The following is a 26,697-nucleotide window of genomic DNA, read 5'->3' on the forward strand; positions in this document are numbered from 1 at the left end:
TCGGTAGAATCCGTGCCTTGCTGACTCGGCGGCTCCAGGATGGCAGGAGTTTAAGCTCCAAATATAGGGGTATGGGTCAGAGTTGGCGCAATATGTAGTATGTTGATGCCGTGCTAAAGAAGGAAGGTGCTGTGATTTCCAAGGCTGTGATTCCGGTGGCGGGGTTGGGCACACGAATGCTGCCTGCTTCCAAATCCATTCCCAAAGAGATGTTGCCGATCGTGGATCGGCCAGCCATTCATTGGGTGGTGGAAGAAGCCGTTCAGGCGGGCATTACCGAAATTATTCTGGTCAACCATGCGGCCAAGGGAGCCATCGAGGATTACTTCGACATCAATGCGGAACTGGATGCCCAACTGCAAGCCAAAGGCAAAGAGTCTTTGAGGCAGAGCCTGCGTCACATTATTCCGGAGAATGTGAGCGTTATCAGTGTGCGCCAGAGGGAGCCGCTGGGACTCGGCCATGCGGTCCTGCAAGCTGCTCCGGTGGTGGGAGCCGAGCCGTTCGTGGTGATGCTGCCAGATGTGCTGGTGGATGCGGCCGGTGGCGATGTGGATTTAAAAGCCATGATTCGCCGCTACCAGACCGCCGGCGCCGCCCAGATTATGGTGGAGCCGGTGCCAATGGATCGGGTGAATCAGTATGGCGTTGTGTCGCTCGAAGGCGCTGCTCCCGAAGCGGGTGGGAGCGCGGCCATGACCGGTGTGGTGGAGAAGCCCGCCCCTGAAGATGCTCCTTCCAACTTATCCGTGGTGGGGCGTTACGTGTTGCCGGGCGCGATCATGGAACTTCTGAAAACCACACGTCCTGGAGCGGGCGGTGAAATTCAGCTAACCGATGCCATTGCCGAACTGATAGGGCTGGCACCGGTGGAGGCCTACGCCATGACCGGAAAGACGTTTGATTGCGGTAATAAGGCTGGTTATCTGGAAGCGTTCATCCACTTCGCGCTTGAACACCCGGAATTGGCCGGTACCGCCCGGTCCATTCTGGAGCGGCACCATGCGCGTTGATGCGATTGGGGACACGCTGTGTGCCGCGGTAACCGCGGCGGCGCTGGCGCAGACCGGCCATCAGGTTACCTGGTACTTGCCTGAAGGGCGTTATTGGCAAGGCCTGCAAAGCGGCGGGGACAGTTACCACGAGCCAGGCCTGATGGCGCTGGTGCGTGAGCAAGCGGATGCCGGCCACTTGACCATCCAGGCTATGGACGCTCTGAATGAGAAGCCGGCGCCTGTCGTGTTCATGGCGTTGTCGCCCGGTGCCAGGGAAATGGCGGAAGCGGTTCTGACGTGGCTGGTGGAACGGCCAGGGTGTGAACTGCTGGTCAATCAAAGTGTTTTCCCGGTGGGAACCACTGAGGAGTTGCAGCGGCAACTGGAACAGCGAGGGCATGTGATACCGGTGGTGTGTTTGCCGGATACATTGCAGGAAGGCCGGGCTCTGCAAGACTTTATCCGGCCGGACCATATTCTGCTGGGATGCGATGATGCGGTTGCCGAACGATTGGTTCGTGAAATCCTGCGGCCATTCAATCGCCGGCAGGATGTCATCCAGGTGATGCGGCCACGGGAAGCCGAGTTCGCCAAGCTGGCTATCAGCGGCATGCTCGCCACCCGTTTGAGTTTCATGAATGACATGGCGCTGCTGGCGGAAGAGCTGGATGTGGACATTGACGTTATTCGGCAGGGTATGGGGTCGGATTCGCGCATTGGCGAAGCCTACTTGTATGCCGGCTGCGGATTCGGCGGCCCGGGCTTCAGCCGGGATGTGATGAGCCTGACTCACACTTTGCGCAGCCGCCGCATTAACGCCGAGCTGTTGGAACAGGTTCTGCAGATCAATGAACGCCAAAAGGAAGTGCTGTTCCGTAAATTCTGGCGCCATTATGAGGGCGAGGTCTCTCAGCGGCGCGTTGCTCTTTGGGGCGTGGCGTTTAAACCCGGCTCGGATCGGGTGGACAACGGACCGGCCCTTCGTCTGATAGAGGCATTGTGGGCTCAGGATGTGGAAGTTCACGTACACGATCCACTGGCGTTGCCGGAACTGAGCTGTTGGGCCGAAGGCCGTGGCCCTTTGGTGCTGCATGATGATGGCTACGACGCCGTCCATAACTGTGATGCTTTAATGGTGGTCACGGAATGGAAGGAGTACTGGAGCCCGGATTGGACCGCCCTTAAAAGCCTCATGAGCACGCCTGTGATTCTGGATGGACGTAATATTTACGATCCGTCCTATGTCAAGAGCAAGGGTTTCCAGTATTACGGTATCGGGAGGGGATGACCGTGGTATTGCCTCTCCATGATACTTTGACGGCGCGTCAGGCCGAGCACGTTGTTCGGCAGCATGCTCGGGAGGCGGCGCAATGGCAACTCACTGATCTGTTTGGCCACGATCCCGGGCGATTCGACCATCTGAGCTTGCAGGCCTGCGGCTTACTGGTGGATTTCAGTAAGCAACGTATCACCCAGGAAACCCTTTCCTTATTACGAGCGTTAGCGAGAGAACGCGGCCTGGATCGATGGATACAGTGTCTGTTTCAGGGTAAGGAGGTGAACTGGACGGAATCCCGCCCGGCGATGCACTGGCGTTTGCGCGAGGACGCCGAGCAGGCCCCGGAGGTGGATGCCCAGCTTGTCCTGATGGAGCGCATTGTCGAGCGATTGCATTCAGGCCAGTGGCGAGGTTGCCAAGGGGATGCGATTACCGATGTGGTCAATATCGGTGTGGGCGGTTCCGATCTGGGACCTTTGATGGCCTCGGTCGCTCTTCATGAACATTACCCGGCCGTTGGTGTGCGTCCCAGGGTGCATTTCGTCTCCTCCATGGATGGCAGTCAGATCGCGCCGTTATTGGACGAACTGAATCCCGCCACCACTCTGATGGTGGTGTCGTCGAAGTCGTTCACTACGGTGGATACCTTAAGTAACGCAGCCACTGCCAGGGCCTGGCTGGAGCGTGCTTTCCCCGATATGAACGGTGCGGTGCCGCGATGCCATTTTATTGGTGTATCCGCACAGCCAGAGCGGATGACAAGTTGGGGTATCCATCCCGACAATCAACTGCGGCTTTGGGACTGGGTGGGTGGGCGCTATTCACTGTGGTCCGCGATTGGGTTGCCTATCGCGCTGACCACGGGTATGGACTATTTTCGTGAGCTTCTGGCCGGTGCCCATGACATGGACGTGCATTTCAGGGACACCCCTTGGGAGCGGAATGTTCCAGTGACGCATGGGTTGGTCGATGTCTGGAATCTCAACTTTCTCGATATCACGGCGCGGGCGGTATTGCCCTACGATGGTCGACTCAAGCATTTTCCCGCGTATGTGGAACAGTTGGAGATGGAATCCAATGGTAAGTCCGTTACCCGTGACGGTTCCACGGTGACTCATCACACCTGCCCGGTGATTTGGGGAGAGGTTGGCCCAAACGCTCAGCATGCCTTTTATCAACTGCTACACCAAGGCACGCAGCCCGTGGCTTGTGAATTTATTGTCGCCGCGCGCCATGGCCGTCGTAATGGTAATAGCGCGGAATTGCAACCCTTGGAAGATCAGCATCGCCTCACTGTGGCCAACTGTCTGGCTCAATCCCGACTGTTGGCGTTGGGGGAGAGTGCCTTGCCGCCGAATGAACCTCTGCCAGCTTTCATGCACTATCGCGGCAACCAACCCAGCACCACTATCATGCTGGAGGCATTGTCACCACGGCAACTGGGGGCGCTTGTTGCGCTCTATGAACATAAAGTGTTTGTTCAGGCGGTGCTTTGGGGCATCAACCCCTTCGATCAATGGGGTGTGGAGATGGGGAAACGTATTGCCAAGGATATGGTAAAGGTCCTTGATACTGGAGAGGGCGCGGAGGGACTGGACGTCTCCACTGCCTCCTTGGCCGACTACGTACGTCAGTTGCAAGAGAATTGAAGGGATTAGTGCATGGCTGCTGTTTTATCCGACACTTTGTTCCGAGCCTACGATATTCGCGGCATCTTCGAGGATACATTGACGGTATCCGCCGCGGAGCTGATCGGTCAGGCCATCGGTTCAGAGGTTATTGAGAGAGGGGGACATTGTGTTGCCGTGGCGCGCGATGGCCGTCTTTCTTCCCCCACTTTACTGGATGCCCTTGCCAAGGGGCTGCAAGCGAGCGGCTGTAATGTGGTGGATGTGGGGCTGGTTCCCACGCCGGTACTTTACTTTGCCACCTACCATTTCGAGGATGCGGACTCCGGCGTGATGATTACCGGCAGCCATAACCCTCCGGACTATAATGGTTTCAAAATCGTCATCAGAGGCACGACGCTTTCCGGTGACGCCATTCAGGCGCTGAAGGCCCGTATCCAACAACGGAATTTCTCGGAAGGGCACGGGACGCGGGAGCAACGCGAAATTCTTCCCGCTTACCTGGCGGCGCTGAAGGCGCGCCACCAACTGGCGCGCCCGATGAAGGTGGTGGTGGACTGCGGCAACGGTGCCGCGGGGGTGTTGGCACCGGAAGCGATCGCCTCCCTTGGCTGCGAAGTCATACCGCTCTATGCGGAAGTCGACGGCACTTTCCCCAATCATCATCCCGATCCCGGCGATATTGAAACCCTCAAAGACCTTATTGATACTGTTCGCCGGGAAGACGCCGATTTGGGCCTGGCCTTTGACGGTGATGGCGACCGGTTGGGAGTGGTGTTGCCGGATGGAAAGGTGGTTTACCCGGACGTCCTGTTGATGGCTCTGGCCGAGGATCTGGTCAGCCGGGTGCCGGGTGCCAAGATCATCTTTGACGTCAAATGTACCGGTGCTCTGTTTGATATTATCCGCAATGCGGGCGGCGAACCGGAGATGTGGCGTACCGGCCACTCCCTGATCAAGGCACGGATGAAAGAAACAGGTGCGCTGCTCGCGGGTGAAATGAGCGGCCATATCTTCTTCGCCGAAGACTGGTACGGCTTTGACGACGCCACCGTTGCCGCCGCCCGTATCCTCCGTATCCTAAGCCATCATGACGGCGACGCCGTCAGTTTCTTCGATCGCTACCCGAAACTTTGCACCACCCCGGAAATCACCATCCCCGTCACCGAGGAAACCAAGTTCGCCATAGTCGAATACATGCAGAAGCACGCCGACCTCGGCGAGGGCAAACGCACGGTGATCGATGGCGTGCGTATGGATTATGAGGATGGCTGGGGGTTGTGTCGGGCCTCCAATACGTCGCCTAAGTTGGTGACTCGGTATGAGGCGGTGGATGAAATGATATTAGCCCGTATCAGGGCCTGCTTTGAAAGAGCCATCAAAAATGCCGTCAAAATGGCTGAAATATAGGCCGGATGGTGGCAATAACAAGGTCAGCTGAGTGATGGTCTAAGATGTGTTCTGTTTCCGTCCAATTCCACAGGGGCATTTCTGTGGAGGGTGCTGAAAATATCAACAAGGTTGGTAATACAGCATGGTCCCAATGAATCACGAGGTTCGCAATAAATGAAAATCACGGTAGTAGGCATCGGGTATGTTGGACTTTCTATGGCTGTGCTGCTTGCCCGTCACAATCAGGTGTGTGCACTAGACATTGATGCTGAAAAAGTGAGGATGATCGAGCAGAGACAGGCTCCTATCGCAGATGAGGAGATCCAGCGCTTTCTGGATACTGAGCAGCTTAACCTCTCCGCCACGACAAATGTAGCAGCAGCCTATGACGGTGCGGATTTCATTGTCGTGGCAACACCGACTGACTACGACAGTAATACCGATTGCTTTGATACTCGCTCTGTGGAAGAGGTAGTGCAGGATGCCAAATCGATTAATCCGAATGCGACCATCATCATAAAGTCCACAGTGCCTGTCGGTTTTACCCGAATGTTAAGAGAAAAGCTCGATCACGAAATGATCATTTTCTCTCCGGAGTTTCTACGTGAAGGCAAGGCTCTGCACGATAACCTTTATCCGTCCCGCATAGTGATCGGCGATAAATCTTCCGCTGCACGCCGCTTTTGTGAGTTGCTCCAGAAAGGAGCGCTAAAAGACGATGTGCCTGTCGTATTCTGCGAGTCCACGGAGGCGGAGGCCATAAAATTATTCGCGAATACGTATCTGGCTATGCGAGTTGCTTATTTTAATGAGCTGGATACCTATTCGGAAACGCATGGCCTGGATGCTGGAAAGGTTATTGAAGGGGTATGTCTGGATCAGCGAATTGGAAATTATTACAATAATCCGTCATTTGGGTACGGTGGGTATTGCTTGCCGAAAGATACTAGGCAGCTGAGAGCGAATTATCGGGATGTGCCGAACAATATCATTGGCGCTATTGTCGATGCAAATGACACTCGAAAAGATTACATTGCGAACGCTGTTGTTGCACGAGCGCCTTCAGTAGTTGGAATTTTTCGCTTGGTTATGAAGGCTGGCTCGGACAACTATCGTTCGTCAGCCGTTCAAGGGGTCATGAGGCGAATCAAGGATAAGGGTGTCAAGGTGGTGATTTATGAGCCAATGCTAGATGGTGACGATTTCCTGGGCTGCCCCATCATCCGAGATTTGGGGGAGTTCAAGGAAATTTCTTCTATTATTCTATCTAATCGACACTCTCAATCATTGTCGGATGTAAGAGATAAAGTTTATACCCGAGACTTGTTCGATCGAGACTGATCCGGCCTTGGCCTGAGGGAGATGGATGATGCAGGTGCCGGAATGGCAGCGGTCTGAGCTTGGTGTAGCCATAAAAGTAATCAGAATGGTTTCCAATGAGCGAGAATAGTGCTTTTAAAATCGACCATGACCTCCTGCTCAAGCCGAATGATGCGGCTCAATGGGCGCGGGATGCAATGGCGGCTCGCCGCTGGGAGTTGGCGGCCCGCCGTTGGGCCACGTTGCGCGCAGCCTATCCCGATTATCCTCCAGTATGGATTCAAGGTGCGATCGCTCATCGTCATCGGGGACGCCACCTGGAAGCTGAGACATTGCTGGAGGAGGCGCGCCGTCGCTTTGCGGACCATCCAGGGGGTTGGGTGCAAGGTGCCAGGACGGCTCTGGCAGCGGGTGATTTGAAAAAGGCGGAAGAATTACTGGAGGTGGCGCGGGCGCGATTTCCTGACAAGGCTCCGGTATGGCTGTGCAGTTCTGACCTGGCTTGGGCCCAGGGGAACGTTGATATCGCGCTGGAACACAACCAATATGCCCGTAGCCGTTTTCCCGATGACCCGGGTGGCCACAGTCAATACGCGGAAATGGCTATGAAAAGCGGTGATTGGGAAACGGCCCGCGAGCGCTGGACTGAAGTGCGGGCGCTTTTCCCCGATTGGCCGGCAGGCTACAGACGGGCCGCTGAGGCAGAGGAGAATCTTGGGCGATCCCGTGAGGCACGCCGCCTGCGTTTGGCTGAAGCGCATGGTGCGGAATGGCTGGAGGAACTTGAATCCGAGGAGGCCAAGCCGATTTCTCCTCCCCAACGCCGAGATTGGCGCAACTTTGTCGATTTGGTTTGGACCAAGGCTCGCCTGAATTTGAAATCCGAGGCAAACCGTAATCACCTGCGCTATATGTGGTGGATTTTGGACCCGTTGCTGTATATGGCCGTGTTTTACGTGGTATTCGGTCTGCTCCTGCAGCGCGGCGGTGAAGGCTTTGTGGCGTACCTCCTCACCGGTTTGGTGCCGTTCCAGTGGTTTTCCAAAACGCTCAACCAGACGGCGACTTCCATTGTTGCCGGCAAGGGGCTAATGCACAAAGTGCGGATTTCCCCGCTGTTTTTCCCGCTGGTGGGAATTGTGCAGAATAGCGGCAAACAGCTGCTGGTGTTTGCCATGCTGGGGATTTTTCTGGTGTTGTATGGCCTTCCGCCAACCATTCACTGGCTGGCGTTGCTGCCGATCGTGTTGGTACAGATACTGCTGATGGTGGTGGTGTGCTGCCTGGTGGCCATGGTGATTCCCTTCATTCGTGATTTGAGTAATCTGGTGCCCACGGGAATTCAGTTTGTGATGTTTGCCAGTGGTATTTTTTACACCGTGGATCGCATACCGACTCAGTGGCAAACGTTGTTTTTCAGTAATCCGGTAGCGAATCTGCTGTATCAATACCGGCAGGTTCTGGTGGAAAACCAATGGCCGGAATGGCGTATGCTCAGTTGGCTAACACTGGGTTTGTTGGTGGGTTTGGGCGTGGTGCTATGGATGTATCGCCGCCTGGAACCGGTTTTCCCCAGAGTGGTGATTGAGTGATGTCGGGTCAGAAAGACGACGTCATTATCTCGTTGCGTGATGTGGGTGTGCGTTTCAAGCGCAGAAAGGGCTTGTTCCGGAAACCGGACTACTATCAAGCCCTGGAGGGCATCAGTTTCGACATTTATCGGGGCGAAACCCTGGGCATCGTCGGCCGCAATGGCGCTGGTAAATCGACCCTGCTGAAAGTGATTGCGGGCATCATCCAGCCAGACAGTGGTGAAGTGATTAACCATGGTGTCACCGCATCGCTGCTGACCTTGCAGGCGGGGTTTGATGGCGAGCTGCCAGGCACCGATAACGCTATTGTCGGCGGCATGCTGATGGGCTACACCCGCAAGCAGGTGGAGGCTCGAATGGACGACATCCGGGAGTTTTCCGAACTGGGCGACTTTATGGAGCAGCCTGTGAAAACCTACTCCTCGGGAATGCGCTCGCGGCTGGGTTTCTCGGTGGCGATGTATCTGTCACCGGACGTGCTGCTGCTGGATGAAGTGCTGAGCGTTGGTGACAAGGAGTTCAAACAAAAAGCCGAAGCCGAAATGATGAAAAAAATTCATTCTGATCAGACGGTGTTACTGGTGTCTCACTCAGAAAGCCAGGTGGAACGGGTTTGTGAGAGAAAGATTGCTCTTTAATTGGGGGGATGAAGGCTCATGAATTGCAGAGTGGCCGTGGTCATTCCCGCCCATAATGAATGTGTGCGTCTGGTTGAAGCGGTGAAATCCATCGTCGATTTCAATCAGGCTAAGGCAAAGTTTTATATCGTTGACGATGCTTCCAGTGATGGTACGAAAGAGGCGATTGAGTCTTACCTAAAGGAAAATAATATTCCCCACCAAGTAAGCCGTAACGAAGCGGGGAAGGGTGCGGGATTCTGTCGTAATATTGCCTTTGCCAATGTCACCGAGGAGTATGTGCTGTTTCTTGATGCGGATGATTTCCTCTATCCCGGCATGTTGGATAAAGCCGTTGAGCGGGCTAATGAGAGTGGGGCACAGGTCGTCCTGACTGAGTATGAGCGAGTGCATGATGCCAATGACAAAAAATTGGGCATGAATCCGCTGGATGAAGGCATTCTGTCACGGCTGACCAGCGCATTTGGACAATCCGCCTTTGCCATGAAGGATGCGGCGTATGCACTGGAAATTGCCAATTACCCCTGGAATAAGTTGCAGCGTACGGACTACTGCAAGGAAATCGGCCTGCGATTTTCGTCGACGCCAGTGCATAATGATGTCTTTGCCCATTGGCTGATTTTGATGAATGCCACGCGGGTTGCCGTGCTGAATGCGTCATTCTGCGGCCACCGGGTTTCTTTGTACTCCAATCAGATTACCAATATCGCCGATGAGCGACGCATGGCCATGCTTGATGTCTTTGCTGAGCTGGATGATTATTTTGTGCGGCATCCAGAACTAAAAGAGCATTTTTATCATATTTACACTTCCTTCAAGATCAGACTGTTTCATTGGGGGATGTCGAAAATTGATAATGCTCACCAGGAAATGTTCAAGGACGGCTTCTGTAGAACGCTTGAGTCGATGACGAGCCGTGATTTCTTTGATTTGTCGAAAAAAGTGCCCAATATAGCATTGGATGTGCTTCGTTATCGTATGCGCCAGATGTAATTCTGGTCTTTCGAGGAAGACTATGATTTCCGTAATTGTTACTACCTATAATATTGAAAAATATATTGAAGAATGTCTGAATAGTGTGCTGGCGCAGACCTATCTGGATTTGGAAATTATCGTTGTTGATGACGGATCCAATGACAGCACACCAGGCTTGATCGCGTCGATAGCGAAACGAGATGCGCGTATCAAACCAGTTCTGATGCCAGAGAATACGCCCGGCGGGGTAGCGGTCGCAGCGAATGTGGGCATGAGTCATGCTACTGGCGAATACATCGGTTTTGTGGATGGGGACGACTGGTGCGAACCTTATATGTTCGAGAAGCTGGTTACAGTATTGGAAGCCACGGATTCACAAGTGGCTATTGGGGATTTCAAGAACTACGATGAGGTGTCGGGTTCTTATTATGACCCCGCTGATAAGCGTCTTTGGCTGAAAGGGCTTCCTCTTGGAGAAGCGCTAGAGGGAGTGGCCAATAAAAAAGCACTATTGGCGTTTAATCCTGTTCCGTGGCGGAAACTCTACCGGCGTGACTTTCTTGAAGCTAACCAGATTCGTTTTCCGGAAGGGGACTATTTTTATGAAGATAACCCGTTCCACTGGTTTTGCCTGACGAAAGGCGAGCGCTTTGTCCTGATTCCAGATTGTCTTTGTTATCACCGTATGAACCGGGTTGGCCAAACCATGTCCAGCGGTGACAAGCGTTTGCTGGCAATGTACGAGCATCATCGCACTATCTTTACCTGGCTAACCGAGAATGATCTCTACGAAACCTATAAAGAAGACATTATTCTTTGGGTGGTTAACCATAGCTGCTGGATTTATGACGCGATCAGGGACGAGTTCAAGCCTGATGTGATTCGTCGTCTTGGTGAAGAGCTTGGTGAGCATGATTCCGCGTTGGCGTCCGAGCTGCTGGGTAATCCGGACAGAATGGGCAGTAAAGGGCGTAACCTGGCAGCTGAGGCGATGGGCGATAATTTTCGGCCATCGGGAGGCTGGCCTGTCTCTCGCGGTGTAGGAACTAAATTTCCACTGGCAGCTGAGGCGCTGCGCTATTGTCAAGAATTCGGCATTGGCGCGACGGTGCGTAAGGTTGTTGAATACCTTTACCGTCGTATGCCCATGCCCGTTCGCAAGGTAATCGGAAAACTACGTAGTAACTCGGAAGATACTTCTATTGGAATGAGGAGCAGTACAAAGAAAGAGCTGCGGGATATCAGAGTTCAACTGGAAACCACCAAGCTGTTAACAATGCTTGGTGATGAGAAAGTCGCGCGTGTTGAAAAAAAGGTTGATCAACTGCAAAGCGATATTGATGAGATCAAGGTTTTATTGAGTCAAAAAAGAGATTGATGGCTGAGCAGGCTATTTTGAAAGGGGTTCGCTCATGAAAAACTACCTTCTTGTTGGCGCCGGCTTCTCCGGCGCGGTTATCGGCCGCGAATTGGCAGAGGTTGGCCATCAGGTCACTATTGTGGATTCTCGCTCGCACGTTGCCGGTAACTGTCACACTGAGCGTGACCCTGATACCAATGTGATGCTGCATGTGTATGGTCCACATATCTTTCACACCGACGATCAGGAAGTGTGGGAGTATGTGAACCGCTTTTCCTCGTTCAAGGATTACACTAATCGGGTCAAGACTACCTCTCGGGGGCAGGTGTTTTCGTTGCCGATCAATCTGCACACCATCAACCAGTTTTTCGGAAAAACCTTGCGGCCGGATGAGGCGAAGGCCTTCATCGAGCAGCAGGCTGACACTTCTATTGAAGATCCAAAAACCTTTGAAGAACAGGCGCTACGGTTTGTTGGCAATGATCTATACGAAGCCTTCTTCAAAGGCTATACCCAGAAGCAGTGGGGCTGCCACCCTAGTAAGCTGCCAGCCAGTATCCTCAAGCGTTTGCCGGTGCGCTTTAACTACAACGATAACTACTTTTTCCATCGCTACCAGGGCATGCCGGAACATGGCTATACCCGGCTGGTGGAAGGCATTCTCGATCACCCCAATATCACGGTGAAGCTGAATACCCGTTTTGAGCGTAGTCAGGCACAAGACTATGATCATGTTTTCTTCTCTGGTCCGCTGGATGGCTTCTTTGATTACGAGCAGGGGCGTTTGGGTTACCGTACTCTGGATTTTGAGAAGTTCACCGACAAAGGGGACTATCAGGGTTGTGCGGTGATGAACTACGGCGAAGAAGAGGTACCCTATACCCGCATTACCGAGCACAAGCATTTTTCACCCTGGGAGGAACATGAGGGTACGGTGTGCTACAAAGAATACAGCCGGGAATGTGGTCCGGATGATATTCCGTACTATCCGATTCGCTTGGTCGAAGAAAAGGAAATGCTGGGCAACTATATCGCGTTGGCCAATCAAACTACTGGCGTAAGCTTTGTGGGACGTTTGGGTACCTACCGCTATCTCGATATGGATGTGACGATTCGTGAGGGGCTGGATGCAGCCAGACAATTCTTGTCTCATGTAGAGAGAGGCGAAACGGTACCCGCCTTCTTTGTTCAACCGCTCTAATTTTTTGTTGAGTTAACTATGCCTTCTCTGGTTGCTGTTGTTGTTACCTACAATCGTCTTGATAAACTGAAAAAGGTGATAACGCAGTTGTTGCTCGAACCCTGTGACGCGGTGGTGGTCGTGGATAACGGTTCCCGTGATGGCTCCAGAGAATGGTTGAAAGAGCAGGGCGATTACCACACCCTCCTGGACGTGGTGCATACCGAGAGAAACCTGGGAGGCGCTGGTGGCTTTGAGTTGGGTTTTCGCCGAGCTTTTGACGTTCATCAGGCGGACTGGCTCGTCTGTATGGACGATGATGCCCGGCCAGAGCCCGGCGCTTTGGCACAGTTCCTCTCAGAAAATCTTGACGGCATTGATGGTGCGGCGGCAGCGGTGTACTACCCGGATGGAGAAGTCTGTGAGATGAACCGCCCCACGCGGAACCCGTTCTGGCATTTTTCGCTGTTTGTAAAAACACTGTTTTCCGGAAGCCAGGCATTTCATGTCTCAAATGAAGACTATAAAAGCTCTGGCAGTCGTGGGATTGATGTGACTTCGTTTGTCGGCTTTTTCGTGCGCAGGAGCGTGGTGGAAGAGTGTGGTTACCCGGATGGCCGCTTGTTCATTTATGGTGATGATGTTTTATACACCATGACATTGTCGGCGGCAGGTAAATCTCTGGCTTTTCTCCCTTCTGTTCGTTTTACCCACGAATGTTCTGCGCCAGACAGGAATCACGAGCTATTCAAGCCGCTTTGGAAAGGCTATTACGCTTACCGCAACCGGATGCTGACGTACCGGAAAGCCATGGGTTTGCTGTTTTGGTTTTTGCTGCCGTTGTTTCTGATCAAGTGGTCACTGGATTCGCGCCATTACCCATCGCCACGACAGCACTTTCGCGTGATGGTCCGTGCGGTTAGAGATGGGTTGGCAGGGCGCTTTTCCGTGTCTCATGAAGCGGTGCTTGATCTGATGGATAAGTCCGGCTAGATAACATCGTTTCGGCTGGTTCTGTATTCGGCAAGAACACGATTGCGGCGCTCGCGCTCTCTTTGGGCGCATTCATTGAATTTCTCCAATTGTCTGGCGTTCGCATCTTTTGGCAAGACATCCAGTTGAGATAACGCGATGCCTATATGGTTTTGGATAGCTTCAACATCATCGGCGCGGACGCAATAACTGGAAAGATACCAGGCCAGAAATCGCAACCGAAATGAATGATCAACCTCGCTGGAGCCGAGTACCGCGGCTGGAATGTCATCCGGGTGAGAAATGGAGCGCGTTGCTATCTGGAAATCGGACCCTCCAAAGGTTATTACGTGAGCACCATGCACCAGTGCTTCACATAGCACTCCGGAATTACAGCCCATTACACAGAATGCTTTTTCGATTAAGGAGTGAATGGAATGATCCACTACATGCACATTGGAGAAGTCCCGTTCGAGATGGGTGAGAGCAACTTCAACTTGCTCGGAACGACAAAGGGGGTGTCGTTTGATTACAATGTCTTTTCCAATAGAAGCCGCGAATTCCGCTGCCGCTTGTGCCACATCCAGTTGGTCAAGTTGACTCAAATCAGCAACGGGATCTCCAACCGTTTGTAGTGGGATAAAGATATAGTCATCCGGCAAATATCCCTGTACTGATTGTGGCTGGGAGTATTTTGACAGGTTTTTCTCAATAAGTTGTTGTTTTATTTCATTTACTAAATTTTGAGCTTGCTCTAAAGGAAATCGTTCTATTTCTTCAAGAAAAGAAGTAGGGTTCAGAGCAAGCTCGGAAAAACCAGAGAAACCCAGACGGTCAATGGTGTAGTAAGGGGGAATGTAGGATTCTTTAACCCTTAATATATTGGCGCTTGAGGGGCCGCGGGAGTGATAGCTGATAACAAGCTGCCCGTGCTCATATATCCGCTCTGCATCATCTGCACCGAATGGCACAGGAACCGGACGGACGGAAACAGAGAGCTGTGAAAGTGCAATCAAGATGGAGGAAAAAAGATGCCGATGCCTTTCCCCATCCAACGGGTTCTGCAGGCGTGAGACCGGGACTTCAAGAATGACATCGGAATCTAACATTGCTAAACCTCAACGGAGAGCGATTACCGAAGTTCCCCACACGGGAACATTAAACGGCCAATAAAGCGTCGTACAGGGTTGTGCATGGTTCGGGCAAATCGAATCGGGTCATCTTCAATGGCTTTGGATAAATGCGCTCGGCCAGAAAGCCGGGCCACTTTGCTCATCAATCGCACCCAAATACGGAAAACCTGAAATGGCCCCATAGGGTCCGTGTCGGGATACAGTAATTTTGTCATTACCGGGCGGCGTTGAGACCAGTTTTTTCGTGCAAATTGAGCTGGCTCCTTCAAGAACTCACGCTGTAGCTCTGGTGTTGCGCGTTTCGCAAAAAGCAGTGCGAGGAGGGGGGTCAAGAGCCAGTAGCGCCAGCCGAAAAGCCCATAATTGACAATCTTGAGCGATGCTAGGCTTGTTTGTGAAGACATAACGAGTCTTTCCGATTGCGATGGGGCTGTATCGAGCGGCTTGGCTCTTTCATAAGCATCTGCAATCAACACTATTTCTTCAGGATAAATACCGGTAGTTTCAGGGCGCGGTGCTGCGGAACCGAATAGTGGGCCTTCATTGCCTTTAAAGTATGTTGTGGCCACTTCCTGGTTAATGTATCTGACGTCGTCCATGATTTCGGCAGCCAATTGATCGGATAGAACCCAGGGTTTGGGCATTGCCAATCCACGTTTAGTTCTCCACCGCTGTAGGCCTTGGGTGACTTCTTCAATGAAGTCGAAGTAGGCATTACGATCTCGGAAGGGGCGACTATTAAAAAGCCGTATCAGTTCCACATGAGCTGTCGACAACCGAGCGGAATTGCGATCATCCTCCGGAGGCTCTGGTAGATCCAGAAGGGCAGGAAGGTTGATGGTTTTTGCAAAGTCTGCCAGAAGGTCATTATCGTGAAGGCGCTCTTTTTCGAATACTCGTACCTTCACGTTTTCCTGACCAATTGCATCTGCCCATGCGGAAAGAGGGATGCGATAATCAAGCAGACGCCTCGTTTCAGGGCGCTTCAGCCATTCGGAAAACGGGATGTCCACACGTCCCACTGCGCCACCTGCGACGAACTCGCAATACTGCGCATTGGCCCATTCATCCTGGCGTCTTAGATAAGCGACCATCTCTACCGGGTAGCCTGCAAAGTATTCTGCAATGCGGTGTGCTTTCTCATTCAGGAAGAAGGCTTCGCTAGAGAGTACAACTGTATGGATCTTGCCTGACATCAATGTCAAACCGGCTTCGATATGCCTTAGCACGTCGGGTTGATTATTGACGGCGGCTTGGATGACGTCACTATGCCCAGCTTGCTTATGGGGGCGGGTCGGTTGCCAGAATAGGCCAACTTCAGGAAACCACACACCTGCACGAAGTAATGCGGGGCGGTTCTTTTCTAGATAATGCTGAAGATAGGTGCTACCTGTTTTGGTCGCACCTATGTGGATCACAATGCGTGCCTTCTTAGTGATTGAGCTTGCCTTATGAGTGAGTGTTGTCACCTGTTCATTGCGGGCATAAGTACTCAGTGCATTCTGGAGGTTGGCAATTCGAGCGTTTTCTGGTTCTGCAAGCTGAAAATCGTAGAGTTGATCTTGTTGTACGGGTTGGCGATTCGCGGCTATAGCAAGTAAATCAAAATGGCGAGCCAATAGGGCTGATGTGGCGAGTTGATATACCCCGAGCGATAAGAATTTCTTACTAATATTAATCGGTGTGCGAGAAATGTCGGTGGCTAGGAAGTCCAGGCTCTCTAATGCTTTAGCTAGTCGCTCCAGGTAGACTTCGGGGTTTTCGCATTCACGTATAAGCGTAGAGTAAAAGAAACCAAAAAACGAGAAGTGGATGAACTGTGATATCTGAAATTTAAGATGCTCACGATATTCACTAGCAGGATCAGCTGCGCCATGCTCTTTTAGCAAAGTGGCGATTTGTTCGATATTTCGTGTGAAGTTTTCGACGTCCTTCATGTTTTTGGAACGCCGGGCTGTAGAGTTCTGTCGAATGCGATACATCGTGCCCAAGTTGGTCGTTAGGGTAAGATGTCTTGCGCTCAGCAAAGCCTTAAGCAAAAATGCCCTCTCTTCCCACTGTGTTGTGACAAAGTGGATATTATTATCTTTAAGGAAAGTGCGGCGATAAAGCCACATCCAGAAGTGCCGATTTTGAAGAATTTCAGGGCTATTCTTGAAATTTGTCTTGCTGATGTTAGTAGTAAAAAAAGCCTCGCTCTTATCCTCAATGACTCTAATTAATTCATCGTTCTTATCAAATACCGCTTCTCCCGCTTTTTTTGCACGAGTCATATCCGCATTATTTTTATCGGCAGCAGTAATTATCTTTTCAAGAAAGACTGGATCAACAAGCCAGTCATCTGCATCAATAAACCAGATGTATTCGCCTTGCGAAGCCTCTATCCCACGATTTCGGGCGAACCCCTGCCCAACATTTTCACTCAATACGATAGGGCGAATTCGAGGGTCTTGGGCCGCGAGTCTATCAATGATTGCCTGACTGCCATCAGGGCTGCAGTCATTGACAGGGATGATTTCAATTTCGCGGAGTGATTGGTTCTGAATAGAGGTAAGGCATTCCTCAATGTAATCTTCCACACCATACACGGGTATGATGATTGAGACTCTGGGTGGAGAAGCCGCCTCTACTTCCGTCGGGGGAAGAGTATAAGGGCGATGAGCCTCGATATAGTCAAGGGCGTCCTCAATTTGGCTTGGGGCTTCACACTCTGGTACATGGTAAATCGTGTACCAGATATAAAAATAATGGAAAAGTTCTTCCAGAGAGCGCTGCCGATGACGGTGCGGAATTTTCTGGCGGTCGTCCGTCAATCCCCAGCCCGCATAGAAAGGAGCACCAAAGCAGACCACTTCCTTGCCAGCAAACAAAGCTTCGAGCCCCATTTGGCTAGTTCCAACATAAACTTTGTCTACCAAATCAAAAATGCAGTAGGGATTGACCGGCTCACGTAGCAAGCGGACCCGCCCGGAAGATGACAAATGCGAGTAGTATCCCGATCGCTTGCTCTTTTCCCAACTGCTATCGGGGTGAGTCTTGACCAGTATTTCCGCATCAGGGTTTTCCTGGATCGCGGCAACGAGCATCTTTTCGAATGCCGCTTCATCGGCTTTGCCGTAGATTGTCGAGGCATCGGCGAAGGCCTGGTCACATACCAATACCCGGCGTGTATAGCCTTCTGTCATTGCCGGTGCGTGCATGGGTTGAGCATTATATTTACTGATACGACGCTCAACGATACGTTGAATCAGGCCACGGGCGCGTGTCAGTTCTTCTGTACTTGGTTGCTCTTCGCTGTTAAGTTTCTGGATAATTCTGTTAGGGTAATCCGCCATAAAATAATGCGCGATGTCATCATAGACATACCCTAAGCAAGCATATTCCGGCTTGCCCTCTCTGAAGCTATGTGACCAACTATGGGTAGTAGCCAAAAAGCCTGCTTCAAATAGTATTATTTCAGCAGTCTCAGGGATATTATTAAAAATCTTGACAGCACCTTTGTGTGAATATTGGTCGTCTCGATATATTGTCCCTGACACAAAATGTAACGCGCAGTCTCCTACATCAGGTTCATCGACTGCAGTTATTCTTGGGAATATCATAGGAAGATTAGACCCAAAATTTGACTCTATATTTTTTCTGACATAGCTAAAAGCCACAGGCTTTTGGGAAGCCGATAAAACGTAGTCCCGAATATCACGATCAGAATCGAACTCTTTTTGCTTTATGTCCAGGAGTTCAGCAAAACGCTGGAATGCAGTCTGGTTGTTTGTCATAACATTAAGCCTTTTTGTTGCCAGCGTCGCTAAGCTGAGCCTTCCCCCATAAAAACTCTGAAAGTCGCACTTCTGCTATATCTTTTTTACTAGAATTACAGAAAATTGGACCTATTTCATAAGCTTCAGAAAAAATCTCTTCCCACGCTGTATGAATCACTGTGTTGCTAAAGCGCGCAAGAAATGTCTCACGAGCTGCCTGCCCCATTTGCTCACGCAACTCTCGACTTGCCATTAGTTTGTGCAGCTCCACGGGTAGATTATCGGCACCGTCTCTTCCTTGTGCCAAAAGACCATTTTCTCCATGGATGATTTGCTCGTTAACACCGTTACATACTTCATAACCAACGGCCGGTATGCCATGAGCGAGCGCCTCGCAGAGGGTCAGGGGAAATCCCTCAAAAAAAGACGGTATCACGAAGATATCTGCTTCATGATAAAAGGCGTAAGGGTCTTCCTGAGCCCCCAGAAACTCGATGGCATTGGCAACACCAAGTCTCTGCGCTTTTTCTCTGAGGGTTCTCTCCTCAGGGCCTCCCCCGACGATACGAAGCTTCCAATCTGGAAAATCGCGAGCCAGCTTAGCGAAGGCCTCTACTAAGCGAGAGGTATTCTTGCGTGGCACAAGACGTGCAACGGTGAGCAGATATTTAACCTCTTTTTCTTTACCGGGTTTCGCCAGAACCTCAGGTTCTCGTATGGTATTCGGCACGACGCGCATCCGGGACTGAAGAAAATCAGGCAGCGTGGGCACAAAGGCATTGACGAGGGTATGTACCAACGTGGCACCGGAGAACGCCATCACTCTCTCGTCCGCTGGAAAAGTTCCTATCCAGTCAGGAAATCTTGGATCAATATGCTCCGAAAGCACAATCGGCAACCCAACCTTCTGCGCACAGCGTACGTAGCGCAAGAAGGTGCGGTTCATATGCAGTCCGACAAGCAGATCGAGATTGCGGCTGGCAACTTCAACTACCATCATCTGATCCGCTCTTTCATCATCATGCTCAGAAAGGTGGACAAGCTCAATGCTATCGTCGAGCGGCCAGAGGGATGGGCCATTGTTATTGTCGAAGGTGAAGATGACTACGCTGTGGCCTCGCCCAGCCATTGCATTGGCCATCATCTGGCCGACATTTTCAGTGCCCCCGCGTCCCTGAGTGATCCAGGGTATGAAAAAACCAATTCGCATTTTGGGCACTGGGCCGGGAGAAGCTAGCATCAACCGTGATACCTCTATTGATTTGGGAGCACAGTTCCACTTCCAATTGACAGATGGTAAGTCACCATTGAAACCTTGTTTGACTTCTAACCCTTTTGGAAAGCGCCCTGCCTTGGTCAGTGTTTCCAGATCACCATTTGCGCGGCGTAGCTCTTCTTTAGGTAGAGGCCCAGGTCCCCGCTGAGCCATGCCGAAAATGTTATAGCCGTGACGCACGAAACGTCCATTTGTAAGGTCAAAGCCCGCATTGGCCAGGACATACATCAGGGTTCCGATATTCCAGCCTGTGTTGACATGACCCCCGACTACCTCGTGTTTGAAGGGCGGCACAGCGATGAATAGCCAGCCGTCGGGCTTCAGGATTCTGCGGATTTCGGCCAGCGCTCTGCCGGTATCGGATACATGCTCAAGTACATGGGCACACCAGACTGCATCCATTGAGGCGTCGTCAATCGCGTCCATGTTGCAGATATCAAGGTCGGAGACGATATGGAGTTCTTTCGGTAGGGCTTCATCGTTTTTCTGGTAGGCATCCATATCGAAGCCGGTGGCTGTAACCACCCAGCCAACTTCCAGGAAGCGCCGGGCGGCGAGCCCCGAGCCGGTTCCAATATCAATAATGCAGCCTTTTGACGGGAGGCTTGTGAGGGCTTCCTCGATAAGATCGTCTTGGCCTGGAATGGATGTTGTGACCTGCACATGCGACTCCGCAATTTAGCCATGGACTAAATTTGAATTATGGGATTTAAGTATGTATAGGTTGTTTTGAAACCCTTAGCGGGCTCCGAACCCCGTCAGAATTGTCCTGATCGTCTTCATAATGATCAACAAGTCCAACGACAACGACAAATGCTTGATGTAGTAAAAGTCGTGCTCGACCTTCTTGCGAGTTTCCGCCAGCCCGGCTACATATCCTTGCTGGACCTGAGCCCAGCCTGAAATACCCGGTTTGATGATATGGCGGTAGCTGTAGAAGGGGACGTCTCGCTCGAAGGCCTCGGCAAATTCCGGCTGTTCAGGGCGAGGCCCAATCAGACTCATATCCCCCACCAGTACATTCCATAACTGAGGAAGTTCGTCCAGGCGGCTGCGCCGAATAAGGCGGCCGAAGCGGGTGATGCGGTGTTCATCATCGATCACGAAACGTGCGCCTTCCGGACGGTCGTCCATGCTCATGGAGCGGAACTTCAGCATGCGGAAGGGACGGTTTCCGGCGCCCATCCGTTCCTGGATGAACAGGGCGGGACCTGGGGTTTCCCAACGAATCAAGCAAGCAGTGGCCAGGCACAGAGGCAGCGCGATGGGCGTGAGAAGCAGAACTCCGAGAATATCCAGTACCCGCTTTCCAAGAAGATAAAGAGGGTTAGGCTGGAAGGCCTGGAAGTCGGAGTTGTTTAAAGTATCAAGGTTCACACTGCCCGTCATCGCTTCCAGCAGGGAACGACCATTTAGTACCGGGATGCGCCGGGAGTGATGGCGGGCGATGAAGCGGACCCAGTCGTCGTTCAATTTGGTGTCCATGTCCACCACCAGAACATCGAAACGCCGCTTATCGTTGGGGTCGGTCAGGTAGCAGAAGCGATATTGTTCGTGCTCCCGTTCGGGTTCCTCGAAACGGGTGCCGGGCACGAAGGCCAGTTTGGTGTAACGGAAGCGGGCTTTTACCGCCAATGCCAGGCCCTGGTGGGCAAGGATCAGGACGAAGCCGATGAACAAGGGTAGGCGCGAGTAACCTAACCGCAGGGCTATAACGGCGAAGATTGCCAAGCTGATGGTGATTCCCGTGACGCTCAACTGATAGGGCAAGAGGTTGCCCCCGGGATATTGGCCCAGTGCGCGGGAGAGTAGCAGATTGGTGATGAAGGTGGCGGCCAGGACAAATGAGGTCATTGTCTGGTTCGCGTCGCTGGGCAGCCATTGCCGGTATGCAAGCCAAAATGGAACAAGCAGCACCAACGCAAATGAAATAGACTGCCAGAGCGGCGCGTTCAGCAGGATACGTTCGTACCATCGCTGGTGCCGCTTGGGTTCCAACAGATGATTCTGTTGTGATTCAAGCTGATGTAGTGCATCACCCTGACTCATACCGCTCTTACCCTCGTTCCATCTCAGCGAATGACTGAAGCCTGCCCCCCCGGCGGGAGTGCCGCCAGTTCAATTTGGCCATTCTCTGGTATTCGAGGCGTAGTCCATTGCCCCAAAAACGACAATTTTAGCATGGTTTTACGGGATGATGTCTGGCCGGTTGGTCATATCGGGCCGGCTCCTTTGCGAATTCGGGTCAACTCCTTTGCAAAACAGGGAAAGGGGACAACAAAGGGATGGAGGAAGGGAAAGGAATTCGTCTGCAAGCAGACTTCCCACAGCAATTGGAAAGAAGGCGGGAGTCCGTTGTTGGGGAGGGGGGAGCGGGCAAAGAAAAAGGGTCTACCCGATGGATAGACCCTTTTCTATTTGGCTCCGCCTGCTGGGCTCGAACTAGGCGAATTCACTGGATTCGCGCGCTGATTAACAAGCGGCCTTGGCCGCTCAATCAGCGGACAAAGAAAAAGGGTCTACCCGATGGATAGACCCTTTTCTGTTTGGCTCCGCCTGCTGGGCTCGAACCAGCGACCCGCTGATTAACAGTCAGCTGCTCTACCAACTGAGCTAAGGCGGAATGTCTTGAGGCCGCGTATATTAGTGGCGGCTTTCGGGGGCGTCAACACCCCCGAGTCCGTTTGTTGCTTATTTGTTCAATACCTTCTCGATTCGGCGCACGGCTTCCTTCAGGGTGTCGAGGCCGACGGCGAAGGACAGGCGCATGCAACCCGGGGCGCCGAAGGCGGAACCCGGTACCAGGGCAACGCCGGCGGTGTCGAGCAGCTTGGTGGCAAGCTCGGTGCAGCTGGAGACGTCGTCCATTTCGGCGATGGCGCCGGAGAAGTCCGGGAAGGCGTAGAACGTGCCGTCACCGGGAGCGCAACTGACGCCGGGCAGGGCGTTCAGGGCTTCCACCACATAGTCATGACGCTCCTTGAATGCTTTGACCATGTCCGCCACGCATTGCTGATCGCCGGCCAGGGCCGCTTCGGCGGCGGCCTGGCTGATGGAGGCCGGGTTGGAGGTGCTTTGGCTCTGCACCTTCTTCATGGCGCCGATCAGCTTCTGCGGGCCGGCGGCGTAGCCGATCCGCCAGCCGGTCATGGAGTAGGCCTTGGAGACGCCGTTCATGACCACGGTGCGGTCGTACAGGTCCGGGCAGGCGTTGACGATGTTCACGAACGGCTGGCCGGTCCACAGGATGTGCTCGTACATGTCGTCGGTGGCGACCACGATGTCCGGGTGCTGCTTGAGCACTTCACCCAGCGCCGCCAGCTCTTCCTTGGTGTAGGCCATGCCGGACGGGTTGGACGGGCTGTTGATCACGAACAGGCGGGTTTTCGGCGTGATCGCCGCGGCCAGCTGTTCCGGGGTGATCTTGAAGCGGGTTTCCAGGGTGGTTTCCAGGATCACCGGTACGCCGCCGGCCACTTTCACCATATCCGGGTAGCTGACCCAGTAGGGGGCGGGGATAATCGCTTCGTCACCGTCGTTGAACAGAGCCAGCGCCATGTTGAAGAAGCTCTGCTTGCCGCCGCTGGAGACCAGCACCTGGGCTGGTTCGTAGCTCAGGTCGTTCTCACGCTTGAACTTGTCGACGATGGCCTGTTTCAGGCCGGGAGTGCCGTCCACCGCGGTGTATTTGGTTTTGCCGGCATTGATCGCCTCGATGGCGGCCTGTTTGATATGATCCGGGGTATCGAAATCCGGCTCGCCGGCGCCCAGTCCAATAATGTCCTTGCCCTGAGCTCGCAGCTCGGCGGCCTTGGAGGTCACCGCCAGGGTCGGGGAAGGTTTGATGCGTTGGACGCGGTCGGAAAGGTTGATATCGGACATGCACTCCTCATCTATCGGATGATGATTGGAACCCGGTTTTGGCACAGACCGGGGCACGCAATATTACCGCATCCGGCCCGGATCTCATAGGGTGGCCGAGCCGCTCTCACCCCACAGCAGGACAGCGACACACCATGGCAGACACCGCGTTTAAATTGCACTCGGATTACCAGCCCGCCGGGGATCAGCCCACGGCCATCGCGCAATTGGTGGAAGGGCTCGAGGATGGACTCGGCCATCAGACCCTGCTCGGGGTGACCGGGTCGGGGAAGACGTTCACCATGGCCAATGTGATCCAGCAGGTGCAGCGCCCGACCCTGGTGATGGCGCACAACAAGACCCTGGCCGCTCAGTTGTATGGGGAGTTCAAGGCGTTTTTCCCGGAAAACGCGGTGGAGTACTTCGTTTCCTACTACGACTACTACCAGCCGGAAGCCTACGTACCCAGCTCGGACACCTTTATCGACAAGGACTCCTCGGTGAACGAGCACATCGAGCAAATGCGCCTGTCCGCCACCAAGGCCATTATCGAGCGCCCGGACACCATCATCGTCGCCACGGTGTCGGCCATTTACGGTCTGGGTGATCCGGCCAGCTACCACGCCATGGTGCTGCATCTGGTGCGTGGCGATCATATCGATCAGCGCGACCTGCTGCGGCGTCTGGCGGAGTTGCAGTACACCCGCAACGAGATGGACTTCCGCCGTGCCACCTACCGGGTGCGCGGTGACGTGATCGACATCTTCCCGGCGGAAGAGGAGAGCAAGGCGGTACGTCTGGAGCTGTTCGATGATGAGATTGAGGACATCAGTATCTTCGATCCGCTCACCGGCGAAGTGATCAAGCGGGTGGGGCGCGTCACCATTTACCCCAAGAGCCACTATGTGACGCCCCGGGAAACCGTGCTCAAGGCCATCGAGATGATCAAGGAGGAGCTGGCCGACCGCCTCAAGCTGCTGCGGGACAACAACAAGCTGGTGGAGGCGCAGCGGTTGGAGCAGCGCACCCGTTTCGACATCGAGATGCTTCAGGAACTGGGCTATTGCAACGGTGTGGAGAACTACTCGCGGCTGTTTTCCGGCCGCCAGCCTGGTGAAGCGCCGCCGACGCTGTTTGATTATCTGCCGCAGGACTCGTTGCTGATCATGGATGAGTCCCACGTCACCGTGCCGCAACTGGGCGCCATGTACAAAGGCGACCGCTCCCGCAAGGAAACCCTGGTGGAATACGGCTTCCGGCTGCCCTCGGCGCTGGATAACCGGCCTCTCAAGTTCGAGGAATGGGAGCGGCTGGCGCCGCAAATGGTATTTGTCTCCGCCACGCCGGGCTCCTACGAGGAAAAGCACGCCGGCCAAGTGGTGGAGCAGGTGGTACGGCCCACCGGGCTGGTGGACCCGGCCATCGAAATCCGTCCCGCCGGCAGCCAGGTGGACGACCTGGTGGGCGAGGCCCGGGAATGCATCGCCAAGGGCGAGCGGGTGCTGGTGACCACGCTGACCAAACGGATGGCGGAAGACCTCACCGAGTACCTGAACGAAAACGGCATCAAGGTGCGCTACCTGCACTCCGACATCGACACCGTGGAACGGGTGGAAATCATCCGCGACCTGCGTCTGGGCAAGTTCGATGTGCTGGTGGGGATCAACCTGCTGCGGGAGGGCCTGGACATGCCGGAAGTGGCGCTGGTCGCCATTCTTGACGCTGACAAGGAAGGCTTCCTGCGTTCCGACCGTTCCCTGATCCAGACCATCGGCCGGGCGGCGCGCAACATCCAGGGGCGGGCCATTCTCTACGCCGACCAGGTCACCGGCTCCATGCGCCGGGCCATGGACGAAACCGAGCGCCGCCGGAACAAGCAGATCGAACACAACAAGGCAATGGGCATCACCCCGCAAGGTCTGATCAAGCAGGTGCGGGATATCATGGATGACGCCTATGCCACCGGCGCCGGTCAGCCGGAGCGCAAGCGTACCCGCAAGGTGGCGGACGACCGCGAGGAGTACATGGCCCGCTCACCGGCGGAGGTGGCCAAGGAAATCGATCAGTTGGAAGCGAAGATGATGGAGCACGCCAAGAACCTGGAGTTCGAGCAGGCCGCGGCCCTGCGCGACCGCGTCCATCGCCTGCGGGAAGAGGGCTTCATGCGGTAAGCCATGGCCAGTGGCCCACGCCGTTGGTTTCGCCCCCTGTAGGAGCCTGCCCTGCAGGCGAATGGTTTTTCGTCGACCGCTGTGGGAAGCCAGCTCGCTGGCGAATAATCGCCAACGCACTCCTGCTACACCACCTCCGGCATCACCTCCGGGCTCAACTCCTTCACCCAGATCAGAGTCCCGGCGATCACCGCCACCGGCATAATGAACAGATTCACCAGCGGCAGCATGGTCAGCCCCATCACCAGCGAGCCGAACGTCAGCACCAGCCAGCGCTTGCGCTTGAGCCGCACCAGCATCTCCTCGAACGACACTTGGCGGTTATCCGCGCCATAGTCGATGTACTGCATGCCCAGCAGCCAGCCGGACCACAGGAACCACACCGCCGACGCGAAGACATTGACCACCGGAATAAAATAAAGCACCACCACCACGAACAGCACCAGTAGTGCGCGTGACAGCCAGTACAGGGTCTTGCGGATCTCCCGCTTGAAGGTCCGCCAGATCATCGCGCCGATGGACTCATCCGGCATCGGCCGGTTGGTGACCTGGATATCCACCTTCTCCGCCAGAAAACCCATGAATGGCGCGGCGATCAGCTGTACGCCCAGGGTGAAGACGCTGGCGAACACCCCCAACAACAGAATCCACACCAGCACCACCGCGGCGTTGGCCAGAAACTGGATCAGCCCGTTGAGGAAGCTCAATCCGCCATCCAGCGCCCAGCCCGCCGTCACCGCCGAAATCCAGCCCCCGATCCAGGTCGCGGAGAGCCAGTACAGCACCCCGAACACCAGCACGTTAAAGGCCATCGGCACCATGACATACCAACGCAGGCCCGGGCTGCGCGCCAGACTGAAGGCCTGACTCAAATAGGAAAACGCACGACTGATCTGCTGCACGGTCCACCCTGTCTTCGGCTACGGAAACACCGCGGAGTCTAACGGGGTGGGGGTGGGGTGCCAATGGTGGATCTGGATGGGCGGGAAGGAAAGGCGAGGTTGTTTGTGAATGGTTGTAGGCTGAGGCTTACATGAAAAAGGGTGAATATCCTACAGGAAATGTATGAAAGGGCTTACACAAAAATATGATGAATAGTTATATAAGATCACTTATCGGATTGAGATCTGTTTCTCGATTATCAGAACCATGGATCTAAATTGGGGA

18 protein-coding genes and 1 tRNA gene are annotated in these 26,697 nt (G+C 53.7%); 12 read left to right on the forward strand and 7 right to left on the reverse strand.

Going from position 1 to position 26,697, the window contains the following annotated elements:
- Positions 1-131: 131 nt before the first annotated feature.
- The 11 genes from B5T_RS08560 to B5T_RS08610 all read left to right on the forward strand — a co-directional run bounded on the left by B5T_RS08560 (position 132) and on the right by B5T_RS08610 (position 13,352).
- Entirely contained in the window at positions 132-1,013 is an 882-nt protein-coding gene (locus B5T_RS08560) for a UTP--glucose-1-phosphate uridylyltransferase (protein WP_014994096.1), read from the forward strand.
- Positions 1,003-2,283 (forward strand): UDP-glucose dehydrogenase family protein, encoded by a 1,281-nt coding sequence (locus B5T_RS08565; protein ID WP_014994097.1) that lies wholly within the window; start codon positions 1,003-1,005, stop codon positions 2,281-2,283. The genes B5T_RS08560 and B5T_RS08565 overlap by 11 nt, the downstream gene beginning before the upstream one ends.
- Complete coding sequence (gene pgi, locus B5T_RS08570) at positions 2,280-3,923, forward strand: glucose-6-phosphate isomerase (RefSeq protein ID WP_014994098.1); 1,644 nt, start codon at positions 2,280-2,282, stop codon at positions 3,921-3,923. The genes B5T_RS08565 and pgi overlap by 4 nt, the downstream gene beginning before the upstream one ends.
- 12 nt (positions 3,924-3,935) lie before the next feature.
- The gene (locus B5T_RS08575) at positions 3,936-5,312 is read left to right on the forward strand and encodes a phosphomannomutase/phosphoglucomutase (RefSeq protein WP_014994099.1); all 1,377 of its coding nucleotides are present in this window, start codon (positions 3,936-3,938) and stop codon (positions 5,310-5,312) included.
- A 156-nt stretch (positions 5,313-5,468) separates the two neighbouring features.
- Entirely contained in the window at positions 5,469-6,635 is a 1,167-nt protein-coding gene (locus B5T_RS08580) for a nucleotide sugar dehydrogenase (RefSeq protein WP_014994100.1), read from the forward strand.
- 95 nt (positions 6,636-6,730) lie between these two features.
- The gene (locus tag B5T_RS08585; protein WP_014994101.1) at positions 6,731-8,206 is read left to right on the forward strand and encodes a tetratricopeptide repeat protein; all 1,476 of its coding nucleotides are present in this window, start codon (positions 6,731-6,733) and stop codon (positions 8,204-8,206) included.
- Entirely contained in the window at positions 8,206-8,844 is a 639-nt protein-coding gene (locus tag B5T_RS08590; protein ID WP_041716948.1) for an ABC transporter ATP-binding protein, read from the forward strand. The genes B5T_RS08585 and B5T_RS08590 overlap by 1 nt, the downstream gene beginning before the upstream one ends.
- A gap of 30 nt (positions 8,845-8,874) precedes the next feature.
- The gene (locus tag B5T_RS08595) at positions 8,875-9,837 is read left to right on the forward strand and encodes a glycosyltransferase family 2 protein (protein WP_014994103.1); all 963 of its coding nucleotides are present in this window, start codon (positions 8,875-8,877) and stop codon (positions 9,835-9,837) included.
- Between the two features lie 22 nt (positions 9,838-9,859).
- Positions 9,860-11,197, forward strand: coding sequence for a glycosyltransferase family 2 protein (locus B5T_RS22270; protein ID WP_014994104.1), 1,338 nt, complete (start codon positions 9,860-9,862; stop codon positions 11,195-11,197).
- Positions 11,198-11,231: 34 nt separating this feature from the next.
- Positions 11,232-12,380, forward strand: coding sequence for a UDP-galactopyranose mutase (gene glf, locus B5T_RS08605; protein ID WP_014994105.1), 1,149 nt, complete (start codon positions 11,232-11,234; stop codon positions 12,378-12,380).
- An 18-nt stretch (positions 12,381-12,398) separates the two neighbouring features.
- The gene (locus B5T_RS08610) at positions 12,399-13,352 is read left to right on the forward strand and encodes a glycosyltransferase (RefSeq protein ID WP_014994106.1); all 954 of its coding nucleotides are present in this window, start codon (positions 12,399-12,401) and stop codon (positions 13,350-13,352) included.
- Here the strand turns inward: B5T_RS08610 and B5T_RS23025 are convergent.
- The 6 genes from B5T_RS23025 to B5T_RS08640 form a co-directional block, all read right to left on the reverse strand.
- Positions 13,349-14,440 (reverse strand): capsular polysaccharide export protein, LipB/KpsS family, encoded by a 1,092-nt coding sequence (locus B5T_RS23025; RefSeq protein ID WP_148279234.1) that lies wholly within the window; start codon positions 14,438-14,440, stop codon positions 13,349-13,351. The two genes, B5T_RS08610 and B5T_RS23025, sit on opposite strands and share 4 nt — an antisense overlap.
- A gap of 23 nt (positions 14,441-14,463) precedes the next feature.
- The gene (locus B5T_RS08620) at positions 14,464-18,240 is read right to left on the reverse strand and encodes a glycosyltransferase (protein WP_014994108.1); all 3,777 of its coding nucleotides are present in this window, start codon (positions 18,238-18,240) and stop codon (positions 14,464-14,466) included.
- A gap of 4 nt (positions 18,241-18,244) precedes the next feature.
- Positions 18,245-20,161, reverse strand: a complete 1,917-nt coding sequence (locus tag B5T_RS08625) for a glycosyltransferase (protein WP_014994109.1) — start codon at positions 20,159-20,161, stop codon at positions 18,245-18,247.
- Positions 20,162-20,236: 75 nt separating this feature from the next.
- On the reverse strand, positions 20,237-21,547 hold the full coding sequence (locus B5T_RS08630; RefSeq protein WP_014994110.1) for an exopolysaccharide biosynthesis polyprenyl glycosylphosphotransferase: 1,311 nt from the start codon (positions 21,545-21,547) through the stop codon (positions 20,237-20,239).
- Positions 21,548-22,045: 498 nt separating this feature from the next.
- Positions 22,046-22,121: transfer RNA gene (locus B5T_RS08635), tRNA-Asn, on the reverse strand.
- Positions 22,122-22,189: 68 nt separating this feature from the next.
- Positions 22,190-23,380: a pyridoxal phosphate-dependent aminotransferase gene (locus B5T_RS08640; RefSeq protein ID WP_014994111.1), complete on the reverse strand. Its 1,191-nt coding sequence runs from the start codon at positions 23,378-23,380 to the stop codon at positions 22,190-22,192.
- A gap of 134 nt (positions 23,381-23,514) precedes the next feature.
- Between B5T_RS08640 and uvrB the strand changes: the two genes are divergently transcribed.
- Positions 23,515-25,530: an excinuclease ABC subunit UvrB gene (gene uvrB / locus B5T_RS08645; protein WP_014994112.1), complete on the forward strand. Its 2,016-nt coding sequence runs from the start codon at positions 23,515-23,517 to the stop codon at positions 25,528-25,530.
- Between the two features lie 125 nt (positions 25,531-25,655).
- Here uvrB and cysZ read toward each other — a convergent pair whose 3' ends face one another.
- Positions 25,656-26,432 (reverse strand): sulfate transporter CysZ, encoded by a 777-nt coding sequence (gene cysZ / locus B5T_RS08650; protein WP_014994113.1) that lies wholly within the window; start codon positions 26,430-26,432, stop codon positions 25,656-25,658.
- Between the last annotated feature and the right edge of the window lie 265 nt (positions 26,433-26,697).

Origin of the sequence: Alloalcanivorax dieselolei B5, assembly GCF_000300005.1 — a bacterium.
In the GTDB taxonomy this organism is placed as follows: domain Bacteria; phylum Pseudomonadota; class Gammaproteobacteria; order Pseudomonadales; family Alcanivoracaceae; genus Alloalcanivorax; species Alloalcanivorax dieselolei.

Bases quoted from the DNA above. Each gene is read 5' to 3' on its own strand.
- B5T_RS08610 (WP_014994106.1), top strand. From the start codon at position 12,399: ATGCCTTCTCTGGTTGCTGTTGTTGTTACCTACAATCGTCTTGATAAA.
- B5T_RS08620 (WP_014994108.1), bottom strand. From the start codon at position 18,240: ATGACAAACAACCAGACTGCATTCCAGCGTTTTGCTGAACTCCTGGAC.
- B5T_RS08630 (WP_014994110.1), bottom strand. From the start codon at position 21,547: ATGAGTCAGGGTGATGCACTACATCAGCTTGAATCACAACAGAATCAT.
- pgi (WP_014994098.1), top strand. From the start codon at position 2,280: ATGACCGTGGTATTGCCTCTCCATGATACTTTGACGGCGCGTCAGGCC.
- B5T_RS08585 (WP_014994101.1), top strand. From the start codon at position 6,731: ATGAGCGAGAATAGTGCTTTTAAAATCGACCATGACCTCCTGCTCAAG.
- B5T_RS22270 (WP_014994104.1), top strand. From the start codon at position 9,860: ATGATTTCCGTAATTGTTACTACCTATAATATTGAAAAATATATTGAA.
- B5T_RS08575 (WP_014994099.1), top strand. From the start codon at position 3,936: ATGGCTGCTGTTTTATCCGACACTTTGTTCCGAGCCTACGATATTCGC.
- B5T_RS23025 (WP_148279234.1), bottom strand. From the start codon at position 14,440: ATGTTAGATTCCGATGTCATTCTTGAAGTCCCGGTCTCACGCCTGCAG.
- B5T_RS08565 (WP_014994097.1), top strand. From the start codon at position 1,003: ATGCGCGTTGATGCGATTGGGGACACGCTGTGTGCCGCGGTAACCGCG.
- glf (WP_014994105.1), top strand. From the start codon at position 11,232: ATGAAAAACTACCTTCTTGTTGGCGCCGGCTTCTCCGGCGCGGTTATC.
- B5T_RS08640 (WP_014994111.1), bottom strand. From the start codon at position 23,380: ATGTCCGATATCAACCTTTCCGACCGCGTCCAACGCATCAAACCTTCC.
- uvrB (WP_014994112.1), top strand. From the start codon at position 23,515: ATGGCAGACACCGCGTTTAAATTGCACTCGGATTACCAGCCCGCCGGG.
- B5T_RS08590 (WP_041716948.1), top strand. From the start codon at position 8,206: ATGTCGGGTCAGAAAGACGACGTCATTATCTCGTTGCGTGATGTGGGT.
- B5T_RS08580 (WP_014994100.1), top strand. From the start codon at position 5,469: ATGAAAATCACGGTAGTAGGCATCGGGTATGTTGGACTTTCTATGGCT.